Origin of the sequence: Vibrio mangrovi, from assembly GCF_024346955.1 — a bacterium.
Lineage (GTDB): Bacteria > Pseudomonadota > Gammaproteobacteria > Enterobacterales > Vibrionaceae > Vibrio > Vibrio mangrovi.
This window is the reverse complement of sequence record NZ_AP024883.1, coordinates 1,738,685-1,759,270: the sequence shown is the minus strand read 5'-3', so window position 1 is coordinate 1,759,270 and position 20,586 is coordinate 1,738,685. Positions and strand designations below refer to the sequence as shown.

General features: G+C 45.6%; 20 protein-coding genes and 2 riboswitches. Of the genes, 5 read left to right on the top strand and 15 right to left on the bottom strand.

The window, feature by feature from the left end; all coding sequences use genetic code 11:
- Positions 1-113: 113 nt before the first annotated feature.
- On the bottom strand, positions 114-2,171 hold the full coding sequence (locus OCU74_RS07905; protein ID WP_087479202.1) for a methyl-accepting chemotaxis protein: 2,058 nt from the start codon (positions 2,169-2,171) through the stop codon (positions 114-116).
- Between the two features lie 133 nt (positions 2,172-2,304).
- On the bottom strand, positions 2,305-2,646 hold the full coding sequence (locus tag OCU74_RS07900) for a DUF3802 family protein (protein WP_087479201.1): 342 nt from the start codon (positions 2,644-2,646) through the stop codon (positions 2,305-2,307).
- A 296-nt stretch (positions 2,647-2,942) separates the two neighbouring features.
- Between OCU74_RS07900 and OCU74_RS07895 the strand changes: the two genes are divergently transcribed.
- Entirely contained in the window at positions 2,943-3,815 is an 873-nt protein-coding gene (locus OCU74_RS07895) for a fructosamine kinase family protein (RefSeq protein WP_087479200.1), read from the top strand.
- A gap of 26 nt (positions 3,816-3,841) precedes the next feature.
- Here OCU74_RS07895 and OCU74_RS07890 read toward each other — a convergent pair whose 3' ends face one another.
- On the bottom strand, positions 3,842-4,456 hold the full coding sequence (locus tag OCU74_RS07890; RefSeq protein WP_087479199.1) for a riboflavin synthase subunit alpha: 615 nt from the start codon (positions 4,454-4,456) through the stop codon (positions 3,842-3,844).
- 215 nt (positions 4,457-4,671) lie between these two features.
- Here OCU74_RS07890 and OCU74_RS07885 point away from each other — a divergent pair, with 215 nt between their 5' ends.
- Positions 4,672-6,045 carry an MATE family efflux transporter gene (locus tag OCU74_RS07885; protein ID WP_087480070.1) on the top strand — a complete coding sequence of 458 codons (1,374 nt, stop codon included), beginning with the start codon at positions 4,672-4,674 and terminating at the stop codon, positions 6,043-6,045.
- A gap of 103 nt (positions 6,046-6,148) precedes the next feature.
- Here OCU74_RS07885 and OCU74_RS07880 read toward each other — a convergent pair whose 3' ends face one another.
- The 7 genes from OCU74_RS07880 to OCU74_RS07850 form a co-directional block, all read right to left on the bottom strand.
- Complete coding sequence (locus OCU74_RS07880) at positions 6,149-7,009, bottom strand: DNA ligase (RefSeq protein ID WP_234993513.1); 861 nt, start codon at positions 7,007-7,009, stop codon at positions 6,149-6,151.
- Between the two features lie 153 nt (positions 7,010-7,162).
- Complete coding sequence (locus OCU74_RS07875) at positions 7,163-8,338, bottom strand: tetratricopeptide repeat protein (protein WP_390623644.1); 1,176 nt, start codon at positions 8,336-8,338, stop codon at positions 7,163-7,165.
- 2 nt (positions 8,339-8,340) lie between these two features.
- Complete coding sequence (locus tag OCU74_RS07870) at positions 8,341-8,967, bottom strand: energy transducer TonB (RefSeq protein WP_087479197.1); 627 nt, start codon at positions 8,965-8,967, stop codon at positions 8,341-8,343.
- On the bottom strand, positions 8,964-9,371 hold the full coding sequence (locus tag OCU74_RS07865) for an ExbD/TolR family protein (protein ID WP_087479196.1): 408 nt from the start codon (positions 9,369-9,371) through the stop codon (positions 8,964-8,966). Before OCU74_RS07865 ends, OCU74_RS07870 begins: the two co-directional genes overlap by 4 nt.
- Positions 9,368-9,904 carry a MotA/TolQ/ExbB proton channel family protein gene (locus OCU74_RS07860; RefSeq protein WP_087479195.1) on the bottom strand — a complete coding sequence of 179 codons (537 nt, stop codon included), beginning with the start codon at positions 9,902-9,904 and terminating at the stop codon, positions 9,368-9,370. Before OCU74_RS07860 ends, OCU74_RS07865 begins: the two co-directional genes overlap by 4 nt.
- Positions 9,904-11,268: a MotA/TolQ/ExbB proton channel family protein gene (locus OCU74_RS07855; RefSeq protein WP_087480068.1), complete on the bottom strand. Its 1,365-nt coding sequence runs from the start codon at positions 11,266-11,268 to the stop codon at positions 9,904-9,906. Before OCU74_RS07855 ends, OCU74_RS07860 begins: the two co-directional genes overlap by 1 nt.
- A gap of 19 nt (positions 11,269-11,287) precedes the next feature.
- On the bottom strand, positions 11,288-12,055 hold the full coding sequence (locus OCU74_RS07850; protein WP_087480067.1) for a DUF3450 domain-containing protein: 768 nt from the start codon (positions 12,053-12,055) through the stop codon (positions 11,288-11,290).
- A gap of 208 nt (positions 12,056-12,263) precedes the next feature.
- Between OCU74_RS07850 and OCU74_RS07845 the strand changes: the two genes are divergently transcribed.
- The gene (locus OCU74_RS07845) at positions 12,264-12,971 is read left to right on the top strand and encodes a glycerophosphodiester phosphodiesterase family protein (protein WP_087479194.1); all 708 of its coding nucleotides are present in this window, start codon (positions 12,264-12,266) and stop codon (positions 12,969-12,971) included.
- 43 nt (positions 12,972-13,014) lie between these two features.
- Here the strand turns inward: OCU74_RS07845 and OCU74_RS07840 are convergent, their stop codons facing one another.
- Positions 13,015-13,752 (bottom strand): chromosome partitioning protein ParA, encoded by a 738-nt coding sequence (locus OCU74_RS07840; protein ID WP_087479193.1) that lies wholly within the window; start codon positions 13,750-13,752, stop codon positions 13,015-13,017.
- Positions 13,753-13,768: 16 nt separating this feature from the next.
- The gene (locus OCU74_RS07835) at positions 13,769-13,927 is read right to left on the bottom strand and encodes a hypothetical protein (protein WP_087479192.1); all 159 of its coding nucleotides are present in this window, start codon (positions 13,925-13,927) and stop codon (positions 13,769-13,771) included.
- 178 nt (positions 13,928-14,105) lie between these two features.
- A riboswitch (glycine riboswitch) is annotated at positions 14,106-14,230 on the top strand.
- Between the two features lie 2 nt (positions 14,231-14,232).
- Positions 14,233-14,312, top strand: a riboswitch (glycine riboswitch).
- 118 nt (positions 14,313-14,430) lie between these two features.
- Between OCU74_RS07835 and OCU74_RS07830 the strand changes: the two genes are divergently transcribed.
- Positions 14,431-15,795 carry an alanine/glycine:cation symporter family protein gene (locus tag OCU74_RS07830; protein ID WP_087479191.1) on the top strand — a complete coding sequence of 455 codons (1,365 nt, stop codon included), beginning with the start codon at positions 14,431-14,433 and terminating at the stop codon, positions 15,793-15,795.
- Here OCU74_RS07830 and OCU74_RS07825 read toward each other — a convergent pair.
- The 3 genes from OCU74_RS07825 to OCU74_RS07815 form a co-directional block, all read right to left on the bottom strand.
- Positions 15,792-16,775 (bottom strand): zinc dependent phospholipase C family protein, encoded by a 984-nt coding sequence (locus tag OCU74_RS07825; protein WP_087479190.1) that lies wholly within the window; start codon positions 16,773-16,775, stop codon positions 15,792-15,794. The two genes, OCU74_RS07830 and OCU74_RS07825, sit on opposite strands and share 4 nt — an antisense overlap.
- Positions 16,776-16,978: 203 nt before the next feature.
- Positions 16,979-17,455, bottom strand: a complete 477-nt coding sequence (locus tag OCU74_RS07820; protein WP_159457371.1) for a VirK family protein — start codon at positions 17,453-17,455, stop codon at positions 16,979-16,981.
- A gap of 244 nt (positions 17,456-17,699) precedes the next feature.
- Positions 17,700-18,554, bottom strand: coding sequence for a DUF4123 domain-containing protein (locus OCU74_RS07815; protein ID WP_087479188.1), 855 nt, complete (start codon positions 18,552-18,554; stop codon positions 17,700-17,702).
- A gap of 434 nt (positions 18,555-18,988) precedes the next feature.
- On the opposite strand from OCU74_RS07815, the gene OCU74_RS07810 reads away from it, so the two are divergent.
- Positions 18,989-20,470 (top strand): carboxypeptidase M32, encoded by a 1,482-nt coding sequence (locus OCU74_RS07810; RefSeq protein WP_087479187.1) that lies wholly within the window; start codon positions 18,989-18,991, stop codon positions 20,468-20,470.
- Positions 20,471-20,586 lie beyond the last annotated feature (116 nt).

The window sequence follows — 20,586 nt, the reverse complement described above, 5'->3', positions numbered from 1 at the left end:
CGTCAACACACGTTTTGTCCGGATACAGTTTCAGCTGTATCCGGTTCAGTCATGATACATCCATAGGAGGAGAGGCACCAAATAGAGAAGACTTCAGAATGGTGCCGAATGAGTTATGAAACAGACGTTGACGATGATAATTGATACTGTGACAACATAGTCTGCTGCTGATTGGCAATATCGGATACCTGCCCCGCACTACCAACAACTTCCTGCAAGCTTAGTGCAGTCTGATGCCCCTGTTCAGCGATCAGCACAATAGACTGGTTCACTTCTGCCGTTGCTTTTTCCTGCTGGCCGGCAGCTACGGAGATTTGTTCAATTCGGGCACAGATTTCCTGTACCGATGATTCAATCGACGTGAAAGATGATTTAACTTCTTCCCCGGATTGCAAAGCAAAAGACATCTGTTCACGGGAATCTTTCACTGCCTGGCGGGAACGGTTAACGGATGAAACCAGCTCCGCCATTAAGCCACGAATGTTCATGGTCTGTTCTGAAGTCCCACTAGCCAGTTTTCTGACTTCATCCGCCACAACGGCAAATCCTCTTCCCTGTTCTCCGGCCCGTGCCGCTTCTATCGCTGCATTTAAAGCCAGAAGGTTGGTATTTTCAGCAATACCACTGATCAAATCGACCATTCCCTGAATCTGGTCAACCCGCTCAACCAGTTCATTCATGGCCTCATCATTACTGTCCAGACGGGAATTCAGCGATTTCAGCGAATCCTGATTATGAGTCAGAACTTCCAGACCTTTCTGAGCATGAGAAACTGATACCTGACTCTCCTGATAAGTCTCACTGGTAATCGAGGCGATATCACTGATAGAGGCTTCAATCTCTGTCATCGTCGTACTCATACCACTCAGAGCCTCATTCTGCCGTGTCAGACGTCGCTGGCTGCTTTCTGAAGCCTGATGACTGATTTCAGAAGCCTGATACAGTGCCGAGGAAGTTTCTGTTACCTGATTGAGTGATAAACGCATCGCATCAATTACTTCATTCAGATTTCTGGCAACACCTCTGAGCTCGGAAGGACCGGATTCCAGCAGATTATCTGAGAAATCCTTCTGCGCAAGCGAATGCAGCTCTTCCAGAATATGCCGCAAGCTATGCAGAACCCAGCGGCGTAACAGGAACCAGATGACAACCAATACAAGGATCGCAACAACCATGAACCACACCTGAGACGTAGTTGTCAGAGAAATGGTATCTTCAACTAATGACTGCTTATCCTGAATCTGACTGCCTGCTGACTGTGATATTTCGTCCAGTTTCTGGATTGTCCCGGTTGAAATACTGATGGCCTGATTCAGTTGCTCGCCCTGTTTACGGACCAATTCAATCTGAGCCAGAACCTGCCGGATAACACCGTTGTCAGCGAATCCTTTTTCCATCAGTTCATACGGAGCCGTCAGACTGGTAAATTCGGTCACTTCCGGATACCACTCCCGAAAATCATCATAAGCCAGCGAAACACCTGCTTCCCGAGTTCTCAGCGTTTTGTAAAATGTCCGGGCAGTTGTTTCATCTTTCTCCATCATCAGCATCAAAAATAAGCTTTCCATTTTTGATGCATTTGCAACGAAGCGGTTTGCTGCATCCATCGCTTCCGGATTTTCAAAAGCCAGCATATTGGCAATACGGCTCATCTCTGGCCCGATAGAACTGACACCATAACGAAAAGTTTCTGCCAGATCTTTTAACAGAGCCTGTTCCTTCAGTTTTTGTGCCTGTATCGACATCAGCGATTGACTGAGTTTTTCCAGAGTATTTACATCAGTGGTAATTGCACTGACCTGTTCTTCGCTCAGAATACTCTGTTGACTGCCATGATCGACATATTGTCGGAGCTGCTCCAGAGAAGTCTGAGCAACGCTGATTTTTTGCTGAATGTCGGCTTGAATAGTTGTCAGTTCAGAAGGTGCTTCAGTTCGGATCCCGGCACTCATTAACTTGGTATTTTCCAGAATCGCCTGAACCAGTCTGGCATTAGTGATTGCCAGAGGAAGTGCCCGGTTTGATAAATGGTTAAACTGCCCGGCAACAGAATTGAGCCCGCTGAGTCCCTGATAGGACAGCAGGACGACAAACAGAATAAATCCAACGAAACAAGCGCTGATGATCCTGATAAGAGAAGATGAAGAAAAGAACTTGAGAATATGTAGCATCTGAGTTGGTCATCTGGTGAATCCTGCGTAGATGCTAAGAACAAAAAATTGCAGTCGTGTAACAGTTATATGACAAAACCATGACAGTGATAATCATGTTAGTAATTCAAACGCTAAAGCGTCTGAAAAACCTTCAATCATATTTTGCAACAGCCGTATCAAACAGGTTTTTCATCAGAGAGATAAACTCATCCAGAAAACCAATCTGTTCATTGGTTGCTTTTTTCTTCCAGCATCCGGCCAAAACTTCTTCCAGATCTTCGGCAACCATATCGGCCTCTTTCAACAGTTGAAAGCGGACACTTGAGTGGAGCTCCGGGTTCTGCTCGAAAATATCCATGATATTACTTGCAACCAGATCAGTAACAACATCTTCGACGCTCTCCTGCCCTGTATCGCCTTCGTGCATGAATACATCGAGGTTCAGCGATAAATGCTCAATTAATGCCAAATAGCCTTCGGTTTCTACAACCACTTTTGTACTCCGCGATTCATGTCCAAGCCAGCAATACTTTTATTCTAAGTATAGAATGTAATTTTTACAGTAGTGCCGTTCAGAAAATTATTGGTTTTTGAACGTTTACCACAGTCTATAGACAATCCGTAGCTGATTTCAAGAACAGAATGATCGAATCCGCTCAACAGAATATGCAGGAAATCACATTCTCCGGGTTATGCCACATGTTCAAGTAACGATTCATTCGTAAAGAATAGGAAAAATTATTAACTCTCACCTAGACTTATGAAGGCGTGGTCAGCAGGGTAACCGTTATGTGGCAAGGTATAGTTCAGCAATTATCACTGACATTAGGCCGAGAATTTCAAATTCTCGATAAGCAGAGAATCCATGGTGGTGATATCAATGCCAGCTATGTGATTAGCGATGGACGTTACAAATATTTTGTAAAAATCAATGAGAAAGAGGATCTCTCTCAGTTTATCTGTGAGCAGGATAATCTCAGAACACTCGCTCAGACTCACTGCGTCAATACACCCAAGGTACTCTTAGTCGGCAGCTCAAAGAGCCATTCATTTCTGGTTCTGCAACACATCAGCCTGAAACCACTGGAAAGTGGTGAACGCAGCTACCTATTCGGAGAACAACTGGCCCGTCTCCATCAATGGGGAGAACAGAAAGAATACGGTTTTGATCAGGATAACTATATTGGTATGACAATCCAGCCGAACTCATGGAATAAAAAATGGCACCGTTTTTTTGCCGAACAGCGAATTGGCTGGCAATTACAGCTGCTCTATGAGAAAGGTATTGTTTTTATTGATATCGACAAATTTGTTGAACTTATCGCACAACAACTCGCCCACCATCAACCAAAGCCATCCCTGCTTCACGGTGATCTATGGCATGGTAATGTCGCAGACAGCGGACTGGAACCTTTCTGCTTTGATCCTGCCTGCTACTGGGGAGACAGAGAATGTGATATCGCGATGACAGAGCTATTCGGTGGCTTCGAACCTGAATTTTATCAGGGCTACGAAAGTATTTTACCGCTAGAACTCGCTTATGAAGAACGTAAGCATATTTATAACCTGTATCACATTCTCAACCACTGTAACTGCTTTGGCGGACACTATCTCAACGATGCACAGCAGATTATCCGTAATATTCTGGAAGAATCTTCATAGTTCTCAGCGCAGGGAAAGCTCACACCTCATCCGAGCTGTTTTTCTTTGAGAACTCTTTCTATCGTATCTACGATTGTCTGGGTTTGAGGGTCGAACTCAACATTGATTTGATCGCCGGTCTGACGTTGTCCGAATAAGGTCTGCTGAAGTGTTTCCGGGATCAGATGAACACTGAACATATCCTCATGAATTTCTCCAATAGTCAGAGAACAACCATCCAGCCCGATAAAACCTTTAGCCATGACGTATTTCATTTTGTCCGGTGGTAATCTGAACCATAGTGTACGATTGTTTTCCGATGCCGTAATACGAGCTATCTCTGCGGTACATGCAATGTGACCGGACATGGTATGACCACCGATTTCATCACCATACTTTGCTGCTCGTTCGATATTCACCCATTCACCTTCTTCAAGCTGTCCTAAATTAGTGATTCGGAGAGTTTCTTCAATTAAATCAAAGGATACCAATTCTTCCCGGATGTCAGTAATTGTCAGGCAACAGCCATTATGGGCAACCGAAGCACCGATCATCAGCCCTTTATTCAGAGGGGGTTTTAGTTCCAGGGTATGAGTGTGCAAACCATTTTTTCTTTCTATTCGAATAACTTTTGCTGTACCTTGGACGATTCCTGTAAACATTATGCTGCCTCCTTGGTATGACAGTGATAGAATATGTTCAAGTGACCTCAAAAATAGTCTCATTGAGAGTCACCAGGTGCAGGGATAAGCAGATATATGATGAGGTTACCTGGATATACCGTGTGATCTCAGGCAGGGCTCAGACTATCGGGCTGCTGTTGTTTGAATAGCAGTAAATCTAACACGTTTTATTTTTTGTCTCATTGGGTAAATTTGTGCACCTATATAAAGCAGAAGCGAAAAAATTATTTAATCTTGCCGTCCCGGTTCTGATTGCATCCGTTGCACAGACTGGGATGGGATTTGTAGATACGGTAATGGCGGGTGGCGCCAGTGCAGTGGACATGGCAGCGGTTGCGGTTGCCGCCAGTGTTTGGATGCCAACCATTTTGTTCGGTATTGGTATTCTGATGGCTCTGATTCCTGTAATTGCCCAGTTGAATGGTGCAGGTAAACAGGATCGGATCCCTTATGAGGTTCAGCAAGGTATCTATACCGCGCTTTTGCTGACAATCCCGATCATTCTGGTGTTATTTCAGACTAATCAAATTCTGGAATGGATGGATGTTGACGGCCCATTAGCAGAAAAAACCGGCAATTACATGTATGCCATGATGTTTGGTGTTCCAGCCTTTCTCCTCTTTCAGGCGCTCAGAAACTTCACTGATGGTATGTCAATGACTAAACCAGCCATGGTCATCGGCTTTCTTGGCTTACTGATAAATATTCCGCTGAACTGGATTTTCGTTTACGGTAAATTCGGCGCACCAGCCTTAGGTGGTGTGGGATGTGGTGTTGCGACAGCAATCGTCTACTGGTTGATGTTTTTGATGCTGTGTTTCTACGTCATCACTTCACAGAGACTTGCACATCTATCACCATTCAAGTCACTTTCCCGTCTGGATAAAAATGAGCAGATTCGTATTTTCCGGTTAGGTTTCCCTGTTTCTGCGGCATTTTTCTTTGAAGTCACATTATTTGCTGTGGTAGCTCTGGTTGTTGCTCCGTTTGGTGCTACGGTTGTTGCAGCCCACCAAATTGCTATTAACTTCTCTTCAATGGTGTTTATGTTACCGATGAGTATCGGTTCAGCGGTCAGTATCCGTGTCGGCCATACACTGGGAGAAAATGATTTTGCAGGTTCGGTCATCTCTTCCAAAGTCGGAATCGGGCTGGGTCTCAGTACGGCAATTATTACCGCGACATTAACGGTTCTCTTCCGTGAACAACTCGCGTGGATGTATACACAAAGCCCGGAAGTCATCACACTGGCAACTCAGCTCCTGTTTATTGCTGCCGTTTATCAGTGTACCGACTCTATTCAGGTCGTTTCTGCCGGTGCTCTGAGAGGATACAAAGACATGAAAGCAATCTTCTATATGACTTTCATTGCCTACTGGCTGTTTGGATTGCCTTTCGGTTGTATTCTGGCGTTGACTGACTGGATTGTTGAACCCATGGGAGTCGCCGGATTCTGGATCGGATTTATCATCGGTCTTTCTTCTGCCGCACTGATGCTGGGGGCTCGGTTGACCTGGATTTTCAAGCAACATGATATCTCGAAACTGAATGCCATTTCATCATCCTGACGATCACAATTATTAATTTGATCAATGCGTTACGTCGTTCAATGAGGATGCTTTTAGCATCCTCATTGTTTTTGCATAAACCATATTTCTATAAACCATATTTCTAATAAACTCTCTCACGTAACAATCGGGCAAAACGGGGCTTTCCTTTCTGAGTCACCCGATCATAACGATAAGTAATCCAGGAACCGATCTCCGGAGGAGATTCTCTCTGTTGATCCGTTAAACCACTACCGATATAAAATTCAGTTCCGCGACGATTTCTGACCAGTAAGGCGCCAATTTGGTTCTCATACTTTCCTTTTCCATTCTTATAACCGATGATCTGAGCTTCTTCATCAATATAAGGTTTCATCTTAAGCAAAGTATCACTCCTGCCCGAATGATAGGAAGCATACCAGTCACGCAGCATAATCCCTTCCCCATTATCCTGAACCACTTGCTGCATAAACTTATCCAGATCCTTTTGAGATGCCAGTGGATATTGTCGGATCAGACGAAGATTCTTTGTCTCTGGCTGTCTGAGTAACCAGGACTTTATTTTCTGGTAGCGTTGATGATAAGGCCCAAGGCCGAAAGGAATGTCAAACAACATGAAAGAAATGCGGTGCCAGGCCTGCGAGTTCGGGAGCTGATCCAGAATTGTCTGCTGAACCACATGGAACAATCCCCGCCCAGCCCACAACTCACCTTCAACAGGAAATGGCGGAAGCTGCCGCAAAAACCACCGCGGTGCGTAAATATGGTTACCATTGCGGGTCATCAGCTGTTTTCCGTTCCAGACTCCCCGGATACCGTCCAGTTTTTCGCTGACCCGATAGTGACTGAACACAATATCCTGCTCCGGGTGGTATGTATTCGCCAGCATCACCGGTTCGGAAGATTCATGGACAACCCCAGCTTCAGAGAAATGAGTCAGTAGCAGGAGTGAAAGAAGTGTCATTTTGATTTTCACAGCAGTCATATCCTTTAATCCGTTGGTTCATGGATAAAATGACTGAGTGTAGAGGGAATGTCATATCATGTTGGGTGAGGCTTCATGCCATCACAAACTCTCCCATCAATGGGTGACATATCAGTTTCATCAATCATGTGATATGTCACCGGGGAGATTCGGTTAAGACTCTCTTTTTTGCTGGTACTGGCGTAACTGAGTCAGATATTTGATCCAGCTTTTCGCTTCCTGAGAGGGTTGGATGCTGTCAGACTTTCTCGCCTGACTTAATGCTGACTCGAACTGATTCAGTTTATACAGTGCCTGAGTCCGCAACAATGCGATACGAGCTTCTTGATCATGCCCTTTCAACCGAGCCAAAGCATCAAGTGCAGCCTGATAACGGCCTTGCTGTAATTGCAGACGGGCAATTTCCCGATAATAGCCGGCATCCTGTTGTGCAGCCAACTGCCAGCTATCAATTGCTTTATCCCATTCTTTTGCCCGCTGCCAGTAATAGGCAGTCTGCGTGATATCATCCAGCTTCGGTTCAGACTTCTCTGAGAGCGACATCATCACCCTTGCAGCTCTTTCAGGAATGCCGTTACGGGCATAAAGGCTGGCCAGTAATTTCAAATCCTGTCCGGATAATTCGACCCCTTTCATCCGGGCCAGCTCCAGTGAACTGAGGGCAGCTCCGGACTGTCCGGTTTTCAGTTCCATATTTACCAGTTGCAACCACCAGTTTCTATGATCAGGTTCGAGCGTCAGTAGACGTTTGATGGTCGGAATTGCAGCTTTGTAACGCTCCAGCTGGATTTGAGCACCCAGCTTAATCGACAACGGTGTTACGGCATCCGGAAGGTGAAACTGCTCATATTTAGCAACAGCCTGAAGAACAGGTTTCCACTGTGATAACTGATAATGAATCTGTCCGATACGCAGCCATAATTCTGAAATTTTCTCTTTTGCTGGTGCGTTATCTGTCAACTCTTGATAATAAGCGACCGCTTCCTGATACTGCTGCTCATTCGCCAACAGATCCGCCAACATCCGCTTTGCATTCCAGCCTAACTCATCTTTGAGCTGATCAGATGTGACCGCGTAACGCGCCTGCTCTATTGCTTGTCGACTCTGATCATTCTGCCAGTAGTAGTTTGCTAAAATCAGAGCAACATAAGCCTGATCATGAGGCTTGGCACTTTTTACCGATTGCAGAGTCTGAATCGCTTTATCCAGGTGCTGATTAGCAGCCTGCTTCTGTGCCAGAACAATTTTGGATGCAACATGACTACTCAGCTCAACCGCCGGGACAACCCCCGCATATAACCATAGTAAGCCGACAAGAATGTATTTCATCTTCATTTATCCATCTCAAACTTAATGATCTGGGTCATACCATTCTGCTTCTCTGCCTTTCCGTTAACAATACGAGGCTGAAACTTCCAGTATCTGAGAGCCCTTCTGGCCGCCCGGTCAAAAATCCGTTTCGGCTGACTATCAACCACATGAATATTCACAGCCCTGCCGGTTTCATCAATATCAAACTTTAATGTTACTGTCCCTTCAATCTCCCGTCGCTTTGCCCGGGGCGGGTAGTCAGGCTTCACCTTATACAGCGGGATAGCCTGCTGGCTGCTTCCGATTGCACTGACATCAAAAGAAGGCGCCTGAATCTCGATACCCTGTAAACCTGATGACAATCCCAATGCCGGCACAGTTGCAGTCATCGGCATATGGTTAACAGAGGCCTGCTGCTGGGAAACAGGTGTCATCTGAGGTGCTTCCGGCGGCTTAGGCCTTTCCGGAACAGTTCTCTGGCGCCGCTGCACTGCATCTTCCTGTTCAGCCATGAACATATCAAACTGCAAAGCTGACCGGTCTGCTGGTTTCTGCTGCGAACCGTTATCTACCATCCAGGCCATGAAACTGAACAGGCCGAAAGAGAATACAATGGCGACCGGCAACGCAAGCAACCAACGCATCATTGCCGCTTCTCCGCAGCAAGGGCAATCTGCTTCACACCGGCACTTTTTGCGGCATCCATGACCTGTACAACGGTTCCGTTGTAAGCATGTTCATCGGCCTGAATAACCAAGGATGCATCCGGTTTGTCCAGCAACATCTGCTCCAGTGTTGCCTGTACCCGCTCGACATCTACCCGCCGTTTGTCGATGTAGATATCATTGGCTGCGGTTATCGCAACAAAAACACCGGCCTGCTTCTGACTCACTGCATGCGCAGCCTGAGGACGATTCACTTCTACCCCAGATTCACGGACAAAAGAACTGGTCACGATGAAAAAAATAAGCATGATAAATACAATATCAAGCATTGAGGTCAGATCGACCTGAGCCTCATCCTGCTTTACCGGGCGTCTTCCCAGTCTCATAAGCGGCTCCTCAGTGATTTTTCCAGTTTCATTTCAAGCCACTGGCATTTTTTATACAACCGGGCATGAATAAACATCCCTACCAGAGCGGCAACCATACCGGCCATTGTCGGTAATGTTGCCAGCGATATTCCGGATGCCATCAGTTTCGGATTACTGCTGCCCTGATTAGCCATAACATCAAATACAGAAATCATTCCGGTAACCGTTCCAAGCAACCCCAGCATGGGGCAAATACTGACCAGAACTTTAATGATATTCAGATTCTGATACAGCGCATCATGTGCCTGCCCTAACCATCCTTCCCGAATTGAGCGGGCATACCATGAAGCCTGATCATGACGCAGAGTCCAGGCCTGAATCCAGTGCTGTCTCTGTTTAGGAAAGTAAAAAAACAGATAGATCAACCGTTCAATCACCAAAATCCAGCTCAGGCAGACAACCGCAGCCAGCCACCATAAAACCGTACCACCCTGAGCCATAAAATGACTCAGTGGCAGAAACAGTTGGTGAAACGGGATAAAGCTTTCCATTACGCAGCTTGCTCCAGTTCACCCTCAGTGGAGTGGTCTTTTTCTGCCTGCGCAGCCACTAAGCCAATGCCCTGTTTCTCAAGAATGGTTCGAATACTTTCAGCCTGAGAAGAAAGAATATTATGAGCAAGCAACATCGGCATCGCTGCCACCAACCCGAGAACCGTCGTCACCAGTGCCATCGATATACCACCGGCCATTACCTTCGGATCGCCGTTACCGAACTGAGTAATCACCTGAAATGTGTCGATCATGCCGGTTACAGTTCCCAGCAGCCCAAGCATTGGCGCCAGAGCAGCCAGAAGTTTCAGCATGGACAAGCCTTTTTCCAGATGGCTCTGTTCATCGACAACAACTTCCAGTAAGCGCAATTCCAGTGCTTCAACACTGCGGTGCTTCTCTTTGTCGTACACACTCAGAACCCGGCCCAACGGGTTATTTCCCGGTTGCTGCGGATCTTTCAGCTGGACTTTAATTTTCTGTTTGATTACCACCAGTGAGATACCGCGCAGAAGCCCGATGATCAGACCAATCGCAAGAATGACGAGAATAATATTCCCAACCACACCACCGGCTTTCAGACGGTCCATCAGTGTCGGAGCATTTGCTAACTGAGCCAGCAGAGTTCCTTTCGACGGGTCAACCACCAGAGTTTGAGTTTGTCCCTCCAGTAGCGGCGAAACAGTTGTCAGAGTCGGACCATCATCAGGTTGCTTCAGATAAGGTATCGCAACATGTTTGCCATTGTCCCAGGCCACATAGCCCTGAGCCGTAATTAAACCAAATGAACCAAGACGGACGGCCTGCTCAGTGTTTTTGACACCGCCATCATTGACATAAGGGATATTCACCTGAGCAACTTCACCGCCAGCCTGAATCTGTTCGTTCATGCTCTGCCACAGACCATTGAGCTGTTTCAGAGAAGGAAGAGACTTGGCTTCGACAATATCATCCACAATCGGAGCATAAACCTGCCGATCAACACTGGTGATCGAATGAGACAAATCTGATTTGAGGGTTTTGGCATTTTGGCGGACAACCCCGAATATTTCGCCCAGAGTTCCGGTTTCAAGCCGGAGTTTTTCTTCCTGTTTTGCCAGCGAACTTTCGTTTTTACTGAATTGTGCTGTCAGAGAATCGATCTCTTTCTGTAGTGTCGCTTTTGCTTTTTCCAGACGTTCAGCTTCCGCACGTAACGTTTGCTCCGTTTCCTTAAACGATGCTTCTCTGGTGCGGTTATGCTGCTGTTCCTGCCGCTGAGACATTTGAGCCTGATCGACTAAGTTATTCTCTCCCGCATTATCGGCCATCACTGAAGTGGTCAAACTGAGCAGACAGAGGCTGAATGCTACATTCAGTTTCATCTTGAGGTTCAATTTCATCTTATTTCGCCTCCGCAACGGTAAGAGAAACCGGTAAATCCAGTAAAGCAGGGGCGATTTGCTGATTGGCTAAGTCAAAAGCCTGATTGATTTGTGCCAGATGTGAAATATCTCCATCAACCCAGCGACGGGATTGAGTGTCCCAAGACCAGAACTGCTGATGATTCAAGCTTCTGGCAACCAGACTCAGACGTCCGACATAGAGAATATCGGCTTCACGGGTAACATCATCTGTAGTTGTAATTTCATCCTGATAGGCTGCAATTTTATTGCCGTAATCCATTTCAATCTGATAGGCTTCCAGAATACGACGATACTTTTCAGCCTCACTGACATCAGCCCTTCCCATCAGAGCAGTCAGCTTTTCTATTCGTTCCTGTCGTTGTGTCAGCTTGATCGGCTTATCCTGAGCCACAATTTGTCTGAGTCCTTCAATCATCTGATACATCAGGGGAACAATTCCCTGACGGGTCTCTTTGATATCGCTAATCTGCTGCTCCAGACTCGCCATCTCAGAATTCTGGCTCTGGATCAACGTATTGAGGTGATTGCGGTAAACCCGCAGATTATTGACCTCTTCTCTCAATCTTTCTATTGACGTTTTGAGTTCAATCGACGCAGATGCGCTTTTATCAATGACGGTCTGACTGTGAGCCGATGCCTGATTGGTTCGGTTCTGAATGGATTTTGCCTGATCTATTTGTGTAGCAAACGTCGGAAGAGCTGACAGTGCAGCTAAAACTATCGCGCTGTATCTGAAACGATTCATAGTGAAAAACGGTTTATGTGAAATTGCCTCCATCTTAATGAGAAAAACTCTCATTATCAACAGGTAAATCAATTCTCTGTTCATCTTCGTTTAAATGACCCTTTCGGACTGTATGAAAACGGGCTGGATAGCCTGAATTTCTGTGAAATCCTACCCCTTGAAGTCAGTTCGGTATATATTCAATCCATCTTTCCGTAAGGAGTACAATATGTCACCGCTGATCGTCGGACACCGTGGTGTCGCCGGGAGTTATCCGGAAAATACACAGGCCAGTATCATGGCAGCCATTCAATTGGGTCTCCGGTGGGTAGAAGTCGATATCCAGCCGACACAGGATCAGGAGCTGGTTGTCTGTCACGACCACAAGATCGACCGGTGCAGTAACGGGAGCGGACGGGTTGATCATCATACCCTGCAACAGCTACAGCAGTTTGACTTCGGAAGCTGGTTTTCCCCAGAGTTTGCCGGAGAAAAAATCATGACATTGCAACAACTATTGCAGTTGGCAAAGACCTCGGGTCTGCATGTGAACTTGGAAGTAAAACTGGATCATCATGCCGTCGGACCGGTAATAACCCGGTTAAAAAAAGAGCTTCAGGAAAATGAGATTTCACCGGACGCCATTTTATTATCCAGTTTCCATCATGATGTGATGCGCGAGATGAGCCAACAACTTCCCGGCTTTCGTCTCGGAGTACTAACGGAGAGAGTTAATCGGAAGATAATGAGATTAATTGATGAAACGTCAGCTTTCAGTTGTCACGTCAATGCACGTTGGCTCACCAAAAGACAAATTAAGAAACTCCGGGAAAAAGAAGTAGAAATCTGGTGCTATACGGTGAACAATCCGCGCTTTCGCTGGATGTCTGAAGTGGATGCAATATTCAGTGACGTTCCGGAACGGTTTTTATCATAAGTTCAGTGAACCGGAAGGCATAACTCCGGTTCACCGATAGGAATTATTCAACCCCCAACTCTTTTGCCAGTGACTGAATCTCTTTCAAATCCATCTGATTCACCCGAATCAGTTGATTCACCTTTCCTAAACGTCCATTGGCTTCATCTTGCTGGTCACACGCATCGGAGTGTGCATCCCATGATGTTCCCTCCAGATAAAGGTCACACTCTTTTTTCAGTGCCTTGATCTTCTGCTGTAACGTTTCCTTTTCCTTCTCCAGAGATTCCAGTGACTGTTTTACTTTCAGCTCTTTCTGAAATAGCTCTCTGGAACGTTCAAATAATGATGCCTGCAAATCAGCCTGTCGGTTCAGCCGGTTGTTTCTTTCATTCACCTGACTCATCTGTGACTGTTGATCGGATAATTGCTTATCCAACGCTGATTTTTCCTGCGTCAGCGTAGCTATTTGTGCATTCAGTTCATCCACTTGCTGCTGATAATGACTCTTTTCTTCCGCCAGTTTCTGATCAAACTCTTTTGTCAGTTGCTGAATTTGTGCACGAGTCTGCTGATCTGAAGTAACAAGTGTCTTTTGATTAGCCTGCTCAAGCTGATGATACCGGGATTCCAGAGATTGATAAGCCTGCTCCCAGCGTTGGCCTGACAGAATACCACCCAGCAGACCGCCAGCTGCAATACCAATGACAGCTGCAATACCAATATAGATATATGTTTTTTTATCTCTTTGCTCGATAACGACTACGTCTTCATCATCTAAGCCGTCAGATTGTTTATTCACGATGACTCCATCTGCTTTAACGCATCAATTCAATCACAACAACGGTAATCAGGTAAATTGCAAAAGCGCCACAAAGAACGGCAATAATGCCCTTCTGTATGTTTTCCCGAGTCTGATATCGAACCAGAAGATATGCAAGAGCGATTAAAGCAACAATTGCAATTAGTCTAACCATAATAATTCCGCCTTACCTCATTGAATTTATATCATGATTCTTATATTTAAGGTCAGAGAAAAGTTGATAATGTACCAAGTCATCAATTTTTATATATTTACGTAAATTCTGTTGGTGACATCACAAAATTTTTGGATTACCATCGTTTCGTTAATCATCAGTCAAGATGATTGTTCCAGTGAAGACTACAGGAGAGAGGCTGTTAACCTAATATTAACATTAAGGTTGGCATATCCCGCCGAAGAAGTAAATCTTTCAGGTGTATCACTCTGCTTTTGAGTATACGAGGACTGTAGTTGGAGGAACCTCTGGAGAGAACCGTTGAATCGGTCGCCGAAGGAGCAAGTCCCATCCGGGATGAAACTCTCAGGCAAAAGGACAGAGGAGTGAAAGGCACATTTTCTGAAAACTTATTTGTTAGTATCGCCCCGTATTTCCGGGACGTTCACTTTATGATCTACCTTTCCTCTTCTCCTTATAGAAATTTATTTTAAGGGGAAATAATGAACCACCTGCAATCTGTATTCAATTCTATCGATAGCTTTATCTGGGGTCCGCCATTACTAATCCTGCTGGTTGGCACCGGTATTTATTTCACATTCAGTCTCGGATTACTCCAGTTTCGTCATTTACCGACCGCATTAAAACTGGTGTTTGGCCGTACTCAGCAAGGTAAAACCGGCGATGTTTCCAGTTTTGCTGCCTTATGTACTGCATTATCTGCCACTATTGGTACCGGCAATATTGTCGGGGTAGCGACGGCAATCAAACTTGGCGGACCCGGCGCACTCTTCTGGATGTGGTTCGCCGCATTATTCGGGATGGCAACAAAATATGCAGAGTGCCTGCTGGCCGTAAAATACCGCAAAACAGATGAGAAAGGTCAGATGGTTGGCGGCCCGATGTATTTTCTTCAGTACGGTGTCGGCTCGAAACTACTGGCAACCGCCTTCGCAGTATTTGCCATTGGTGTAGCATTTTTCGGAATAGGCACATTCCCTCAGGTTAACGCTATTGTTGATGCTTCCCATCTCTCATTCGGAATTTCCAGAGAAGTTGCAGCTGTGATTCTGACGCTCTTAGTTGCAGTTGTCACTGTTGGTGGTATCCGGTCAATTTCTAAAGTAGCCAGTAAAATTGTACCGACGATGGCTCTGTTCTATATTCTGGCTTGCTTAGCAATTCTGGTCATGCAGGCCGATCAGTTTATCCCCGCAGTTCTGTTGGTCATTCATTCGGCATTTACACCAACGGCGGCAACAGGTGGTTTCGCAGGTGCAACGATCATGCTGGCAATTCAGTCCGGCGTTGCCCGGGGAGTATTCTCCAATGAGTCTGGCCTGGGAAGTGCTCCAATGGCTGCTGCCGCAGCAAAAACAGATTCCTGTGTCCGTCAGGGGCTGATCTCAATGACCGGAACATTCTTCGATACAATCCTGATCTGTACGATGACAGGGCTGGCTTTAATTCTCACCAATGCCTGGCAAAGTGATTTATCCGGTGCGGCAATGACCACACACGCTTTTGCTGTTGGCCTGAACTCTGACACAATCGGACCTCTTCTGGTTTCGATCGGATTGATATTTTTTGCATTTACTACCATTCTCGGCTGGAACTACTACGGTGAACGCTGTGTAGTATTCTTGTTCGGTACGAAGGGTGTACTTCCATATAAACTGATTTTCATCGCTCTGGTTGCTTCTGGTGCTTTTCTGCATCTGGAACTGATCTGGATCATCGCTGATATTGTGAATGGTCTGATGGCAATTCCGAACCTGATCGGTCTGTTGCTGTTAAGAAAAGTTGTTGTCGAAGAAACAGTGATGTTTTTCCGTTCCGGTATCACGTCCTCACTTGTGAAAGCCTAAATAACACCAGTTGAGCGCGGCAGAAGATCTACCATGTCAGCGCTCAACATTAACTCTCCCGTCCAGAGTGTCAGATTTCCCTGTTCACACCGCCCGGTATCCAGATTCCAGTTTTTCAACCAGTCTGTTGCTCCTGACTCATATACAGCATTTCCCAGTAAGCGTTGATATAAAACGATCTTTTCGACAGTGAAATCAAAAATCTGGTCATAATGCCAACAGCCATAAGGCGTTTGCAGATTCTCAATATACTGTTGATCAACCTCCTGTTGCTGTGGATACACCAGACCGAGGAAAGCCGCAACATGGCGGGAAAACGGAAACAACCGATACTGATCTTCAACCAGTTCAATGACCCGGATAAAAGCCATATACCAGGCATGAATATCCGGTATACCGGTTTGTTGTCCGTAAGCTCGTCGTCCATAAGTATCCAGTAAAGATTCCCGCCACAAAGCCTCAATCACATGATCGATATGAGTCGGTGAGTGGATCTCAGCACAATGAAGTAAATGACGTGATAATCGTTCAACATGACCAATATGGCCAAGCCCCATCCGCTGCCAGATAAATGCATCCTGATGCATTTCACATTCCCGGTGCAACTGTTTGTTCTGGCGGTAATCCCCGACTTTGAATTCAATAACCGGATGAATACTAATATCAGTGATCACATGTGCAAGAAAACCACTGAGCCAGGCAAAAGCCCGATCCTGCTGCTCCCCGTGCAAACGACGTACCCGGTTAATCATGCTACGCAGCAAATCGCCGATACAGTCATAATGCATCCGGTCAGCCCAGACGCTTTGGAGAGAGTCGGTTAGTTTCAGATAGGGAAAATCCGGGGAAACGGCCCCCATTTCAACATAACGCTGGTTGACCAGCAGAATTCGTTGCAACCGGCTGGGCAGATGATACTTCTCCTCTCCCCGCATAAAAGCCTGATTCACCGCAGTGATATGAGCAAAAGCTCCCGGCATCACAATTTTCTTAGCGCAGATTGACGGATAACGATGACGTTACGTGAGTTATATGACATTTGCATTGCATAGGGAAAAGACAAGAAACCCACAGCAACAGAATATTCAGATACTGGACTGAGGGTGATTGGGGAATTTCTTCCAAAAGGAAAATTTCTCGTGGTTTTTACAGCAGAACGCTACAGCTTAATATGCAACGTAAATTAGTATGCCGCGTAAAAATTAACACCTTCGTTGATCTGACAATCAAACGCCGATTGACTCAACAGACTGTAATCAGGCACCGTATAGATGTACGAAGTCACCGTAATTCCACCTTCCGGAGCTACCTGATAACGAAGGAACTGCATGATCGGAGAATTCGTCCGGCTTGAAACGGTAAAGTGAGAATCAGAGAATGAAAGCATACCATTTCCCTGAATCCGGAATGGAGAGACAACTAAACCACCTTTGGTTTCTGACGTTGCTCCCCCGCCCTGACGTGCACATTGTGACAGATCAACCGTTGCATTAACCTGAGCGCCGTTTTCAAGTGCATTTGTCACCGAACTGACACTGGAAAGTGCGCGTGAATATGGAATCATTTCTTCCCACGATACTTTTGATTCTGCGGCAGCCATTGTCGATACTGCCCCCAGAGCAAGCAGACTCACTGCTTTAACCAGCTGACTTACTTTCATCTTATCACCTCTATTGTTTTTTATGATGCTGACAAGTGATTGATTATGCATTTCAATCAACTGACTTCAATAACAAAAAAAGAATCAAATCAATAATCAGATCTATTTCAAAACAATCGGTTACAGCATGGAACCTTCTCTTAAAATTGTCCACTCAACTAAAATTTAGCAAAAATAAACCCATAAAAATTAGATATAATTCCGCATAAACATTCACAAGACAAAACTATTAATAACTCATTCGTCAATCTCTCTGAACGTATTGTTCTGCCAGCCGGGCAGCATGACGCACCCGCTGTCCGGGGGTCTTCAGAACAGGCGAAGGAAAATGAAGTAACCGATAAATTTCCGGATACTGCTCTCCGGTAACCGCAGTTTCTCCCAGTAATCCAATGATATTAAAGTAATTTAGTTGGTCATGAGGTGTGATGAATCCCTTCTGACGGGCAATCTGCGCATGAGCTTCTATCCATAAATCACCACGTTCCTGCTGAAACAAAATCTCAGGGAAGTGATGCTGAACATGATGGTATACCACTTTCAGAAGGTTCCTCCACGCAATGTGGTCCAGTCTCTGCCATTGCCACGGTGTTAACTGTAACGGCAGTGGAACCTCTATCATTGGTTCAGCGTCGAAACGTGAGAGGATTTTCCATCCTGAGTGAGTCGGAAGCCAAGCCTTTTCTATCGGTCGCCAGAACCAGCAACATGATGAACTGAGCAGAGTCCATGCCACTTCTGGATGAGCCATATTGAGATAGCTTCCCGTACCATATGGAGACTGTACCTGTATCAGTTGTCTGAAGTGTTCACGTAGTTTCCGGATAGACCAGAATGAAGTGAAGAAAAAACCGCCACACCCTTCTTGTTGTGCGAGGAACCATTGCCTGATCGAACAATCTGCGGCTAACAGATACGGTGAAGGCTCTTCATCTGACTCATGTAGATAAACTGCATCAGATTCGACAATATCATCGTCGGGAAAGTTCGAACGGCTATAGGGAGCAACTTGTCTGCCATCGACAAACAGATAGAGGCAACAGCGTGAATCCTCCGGTGTCATATCAGGTATTGCCTGCTCCGTTTGAAATGCACTCATCTTCTCAGCCTCGTCTCATACAAAAGAGCAAACCGGGTAAGTTCCGTTTAATCATGATGTGATCGTGATGACTGATGAGAGAACTGAAAGCGACTGTCATTATCATTCCTTACTATACCGGAGAATAAAAAGATTCTCCCATGGGCTCCTCTGAGATCCAGTAAGCAGCTTATTTCTACCGTAAAAATCTCTTTTGAGAATAATTGTAAACTCATATGAATAAATCAAACGATATTATCAATATTCATCTCATCATGACTCCCATATTTTGCGTTTTGGATCACTTTTGAGAGTCACTTAACAATTCAACCGAACAATAGAAAAATTATATAAAAATCAATAAGTCATAAAATTTAAAAATCATTGTGTGTTTCACAACATCTTGGTATACCCTTTTAGTTCATTTATCACCACTTGAAACAGAGGCTGAATCTATGGACGCATATCATCAGTTGGTCGAACATGCGAAAAACATCTCCAACTTCCATCATCTTTCTGCAATATGCGGATGGGATCAGGCAGCAATGATGCCAAACGGTGGTGCTGAAGCACGCGCTCAGGCGATGGCAGCATTACATGTCCATATTCACCAGTTGATGAATCAGCCTCAGCTTGCTGAATGGTTTGAACAGGCAGAACAAGCCTCGTTATCAGCAGACCAGCAATCCGTCCTTCGGGAAATGAAACGGGGCTGGCAACAGGCCACCGTCCTGCCTGAATCACTGGTTCAGGCAAAATCGATCGCCGGAGCCCGGTGTGAACATGCCTGGCGTGCACAACGACAGGAAAATGACTGGACAGGGTTTGCTGCTAACTGGGAAGAAGTGGTGAAACTTTCACGGGAAGAGGCACAAATTCGGGCAGAAGCCACCGGAAAAACGCCTTATGATGCAATGCTGGATATTTATGAACCCGGCGCATCAAGTGAAGCTCTGGACCATTTATTCAATGATGTTAAATCCTGGCTGCCAGAATTGATTAACCATGTCCTTGAAAAGCAATCAGGTGAATCCGTTATCATGCCGCAGGGCAACTATCCGTGTGCCAATCAAAAGGCACTGGGATTAGATGTGATGAAACTACTCCGGTTCGATTTTAATCACGGTCGTCTCGATGAAAGCGTTCATCCATTTTGTGGCGGAGTCCCAAGCGATGTACGCATCACGACACGCTATAACGAAACGGAATTTGTTCAGTCGCTGATGGGGATTGTTCATGAAACCGGACACGCCCGTTATGAGCAGGGATTACCCAAATCCTATGCAGGCACAGCCGGCGGAGAAGCCCGTTCAATGGGAATTCATGAGTCGCAGTCTCTCTTCTTCGAAATGCAGATTGGCCGGAATCCGTTGTTTATCTCGCATCTGGCTCGCCTGGCTACACAGCATTTTAATGCTCACAATGATCCGGTATTCGCTGTTGAAAACCTGCAAAGACTTTATTCCAGAGTCAAAAAAGACTTTATCCGGGTTGATGCTGATGAATTAACCTACCCTGCTCATGTCATCCTGCGCTATGAAATCGAACGCGATCTTATGAACGGAGCGATCGAATATCGTGATGTCCCGGAGCTATGGGACCAGAAAATGCAGGATTATCTGGGCTTATCAACTCAGGGCAATTACCGTCAGGGATGTATGCAGGATATCCACTGGACCGATGGTTCATTTGGTTATTTTCCTTCCTACACACTCGGCGCCATGTATGCTGCCCAGTTTATGGCAGCTATGAAGAAAACCGTTAATGTAGATGACGCGATCCGATCCGGAGATTTAACACCAGTCTTTGACTGGTTATCTGAAAAAATCTGGAGTAAAGGGAGCTTATTCCTCACAGATGAACTGGTTAAACAGGCAACGGGTGAGACACTCAATGCATACTACTTCAAAGAGCATTTAACTACTCGTTATTTATAAGGAATTCGTTATTTATAAAAAACTCGTTATTTGTAATATCTGCCCTTCACTAGATTGAAGGGCAAACATGTTGGACGGAATTCAAGCTGCTCCTTCGAGTAAATAAAGAAACCGCT

Coding starts and splice junctions, on each gene's coding strand:
- OCU74_RS07810 (WP_087479187.1), top strand. CDS start 18,989: ATGGACGCATATCATCAGTTGGTCGAACATGCGAAAAACATCTCCAAC.
- OCU74_RS07875 (WP_390623644.1), bottom strand. CDS start 8,338: ATGAAATACATTCTTGTCGGCTTACTATGGTTATATGCGGGGGTTGTC.
- OCU74_RS07825 (WP_087479190.1), bottom strand. CDS start 16,775: ATGCCGGGAGCTTTTGCTCATATCACTGCGGTGAATCAGGCTTTTATG.
- OCU74_RS07870 (WP_087479197.1), bottom strand. CDS start 8,967: ATGATGCGTTGGTTGCTTGCGTTGCCGGTCGCCATTGTATTCTCTTTC.
- OCU74_RS07880 (WP_234993513.1), bottom strand. CDS start 7,009: ATGACTGCTGTGAAAATCAAAATGACACTTCTTTCACTCCTGCTACTG.
- OCU74_RS07820 (WP_159457371.1), bottom strand. CDS start 17,455: ATGAAAGTAAGTCAGCTGGTTAAAGCAGTGAGTCTGCTTGCTCTGGGG.
- OCU74_RS07865 (WP_087479196.1), bottom strand. CDS start 9,371: ATGAGACTGGGAAGACGCCCGGTAAAGCAGGATGAGGCTCAGGTCGAT.
- OCU74_RS07830 (WP_087479191.1), top strand. CDS start 14,431: ATGAACCACCTGCAATCTGTATTCAATTCTATCGATAGCTTTATCTGG.
- OCU74_RS07815 (WP_087479188.1), bottom strand. CDS start 18,554: ATGAGTGCATTTCAAACGGAGCAGGCAATACCTGATATGACACCGGAG.
- OCU74_RS07895 (WP_087479200.1), top strand. CDS start 2,943: ATGTGGCAAGGTATAGTTCAGCAATTATCACTGACATTAGGCCGAGAA.
- OCU74_RS07845 (WP_087479194.1), top strand. CDS start 12,264: ATGTCACCGCTGATCGTCGGACACCGTGGTGTCGCCGGGAGTTATCCG.
- OCU74_RS07860 (WP_087479195.1), bottom strand. CDS start 9,904: ATGGAAAGCTTTATCCCGTTTCACCAACTGTTTCTGCCACTGAGTCAT.
- OCU74_RS07855 (WP_087480068.1), bottom strand. CDS start 11,268: ATGAAACTGAATGTAGCATTCAGCCTCTGTCTGCTCAGTTTGACCACT.
- OCU74_RS07890 (WP_087479199.1), bottom strand. CDS start 4,456: ATGTTTACAGGAATCGTCCAAGGTACAGCAAAAGTTATTCGAATAGAA.
- OCU74_RS07835 (WP_087479192.1), bottom strand. CDS start 13,927: ATGGTTAGACTAATTGCAATTGTTGCTTTAATCGCTCTTGCATATCTT.
- OCU74_RS07905 (WP_087479202.1), bottom strand. CDS start 2,171: ATGCTACATATTCTCAAGTTCTTTTCTTCATCTTCTCTTATCAGGATC.
- OCU74_RS07850 (WP_087480067.1), bottom strand. CDS start 12,055: ATGAATCGTTTCAGATACAGCGCGATAGTTTTAGCTGCACTGTCAGCT.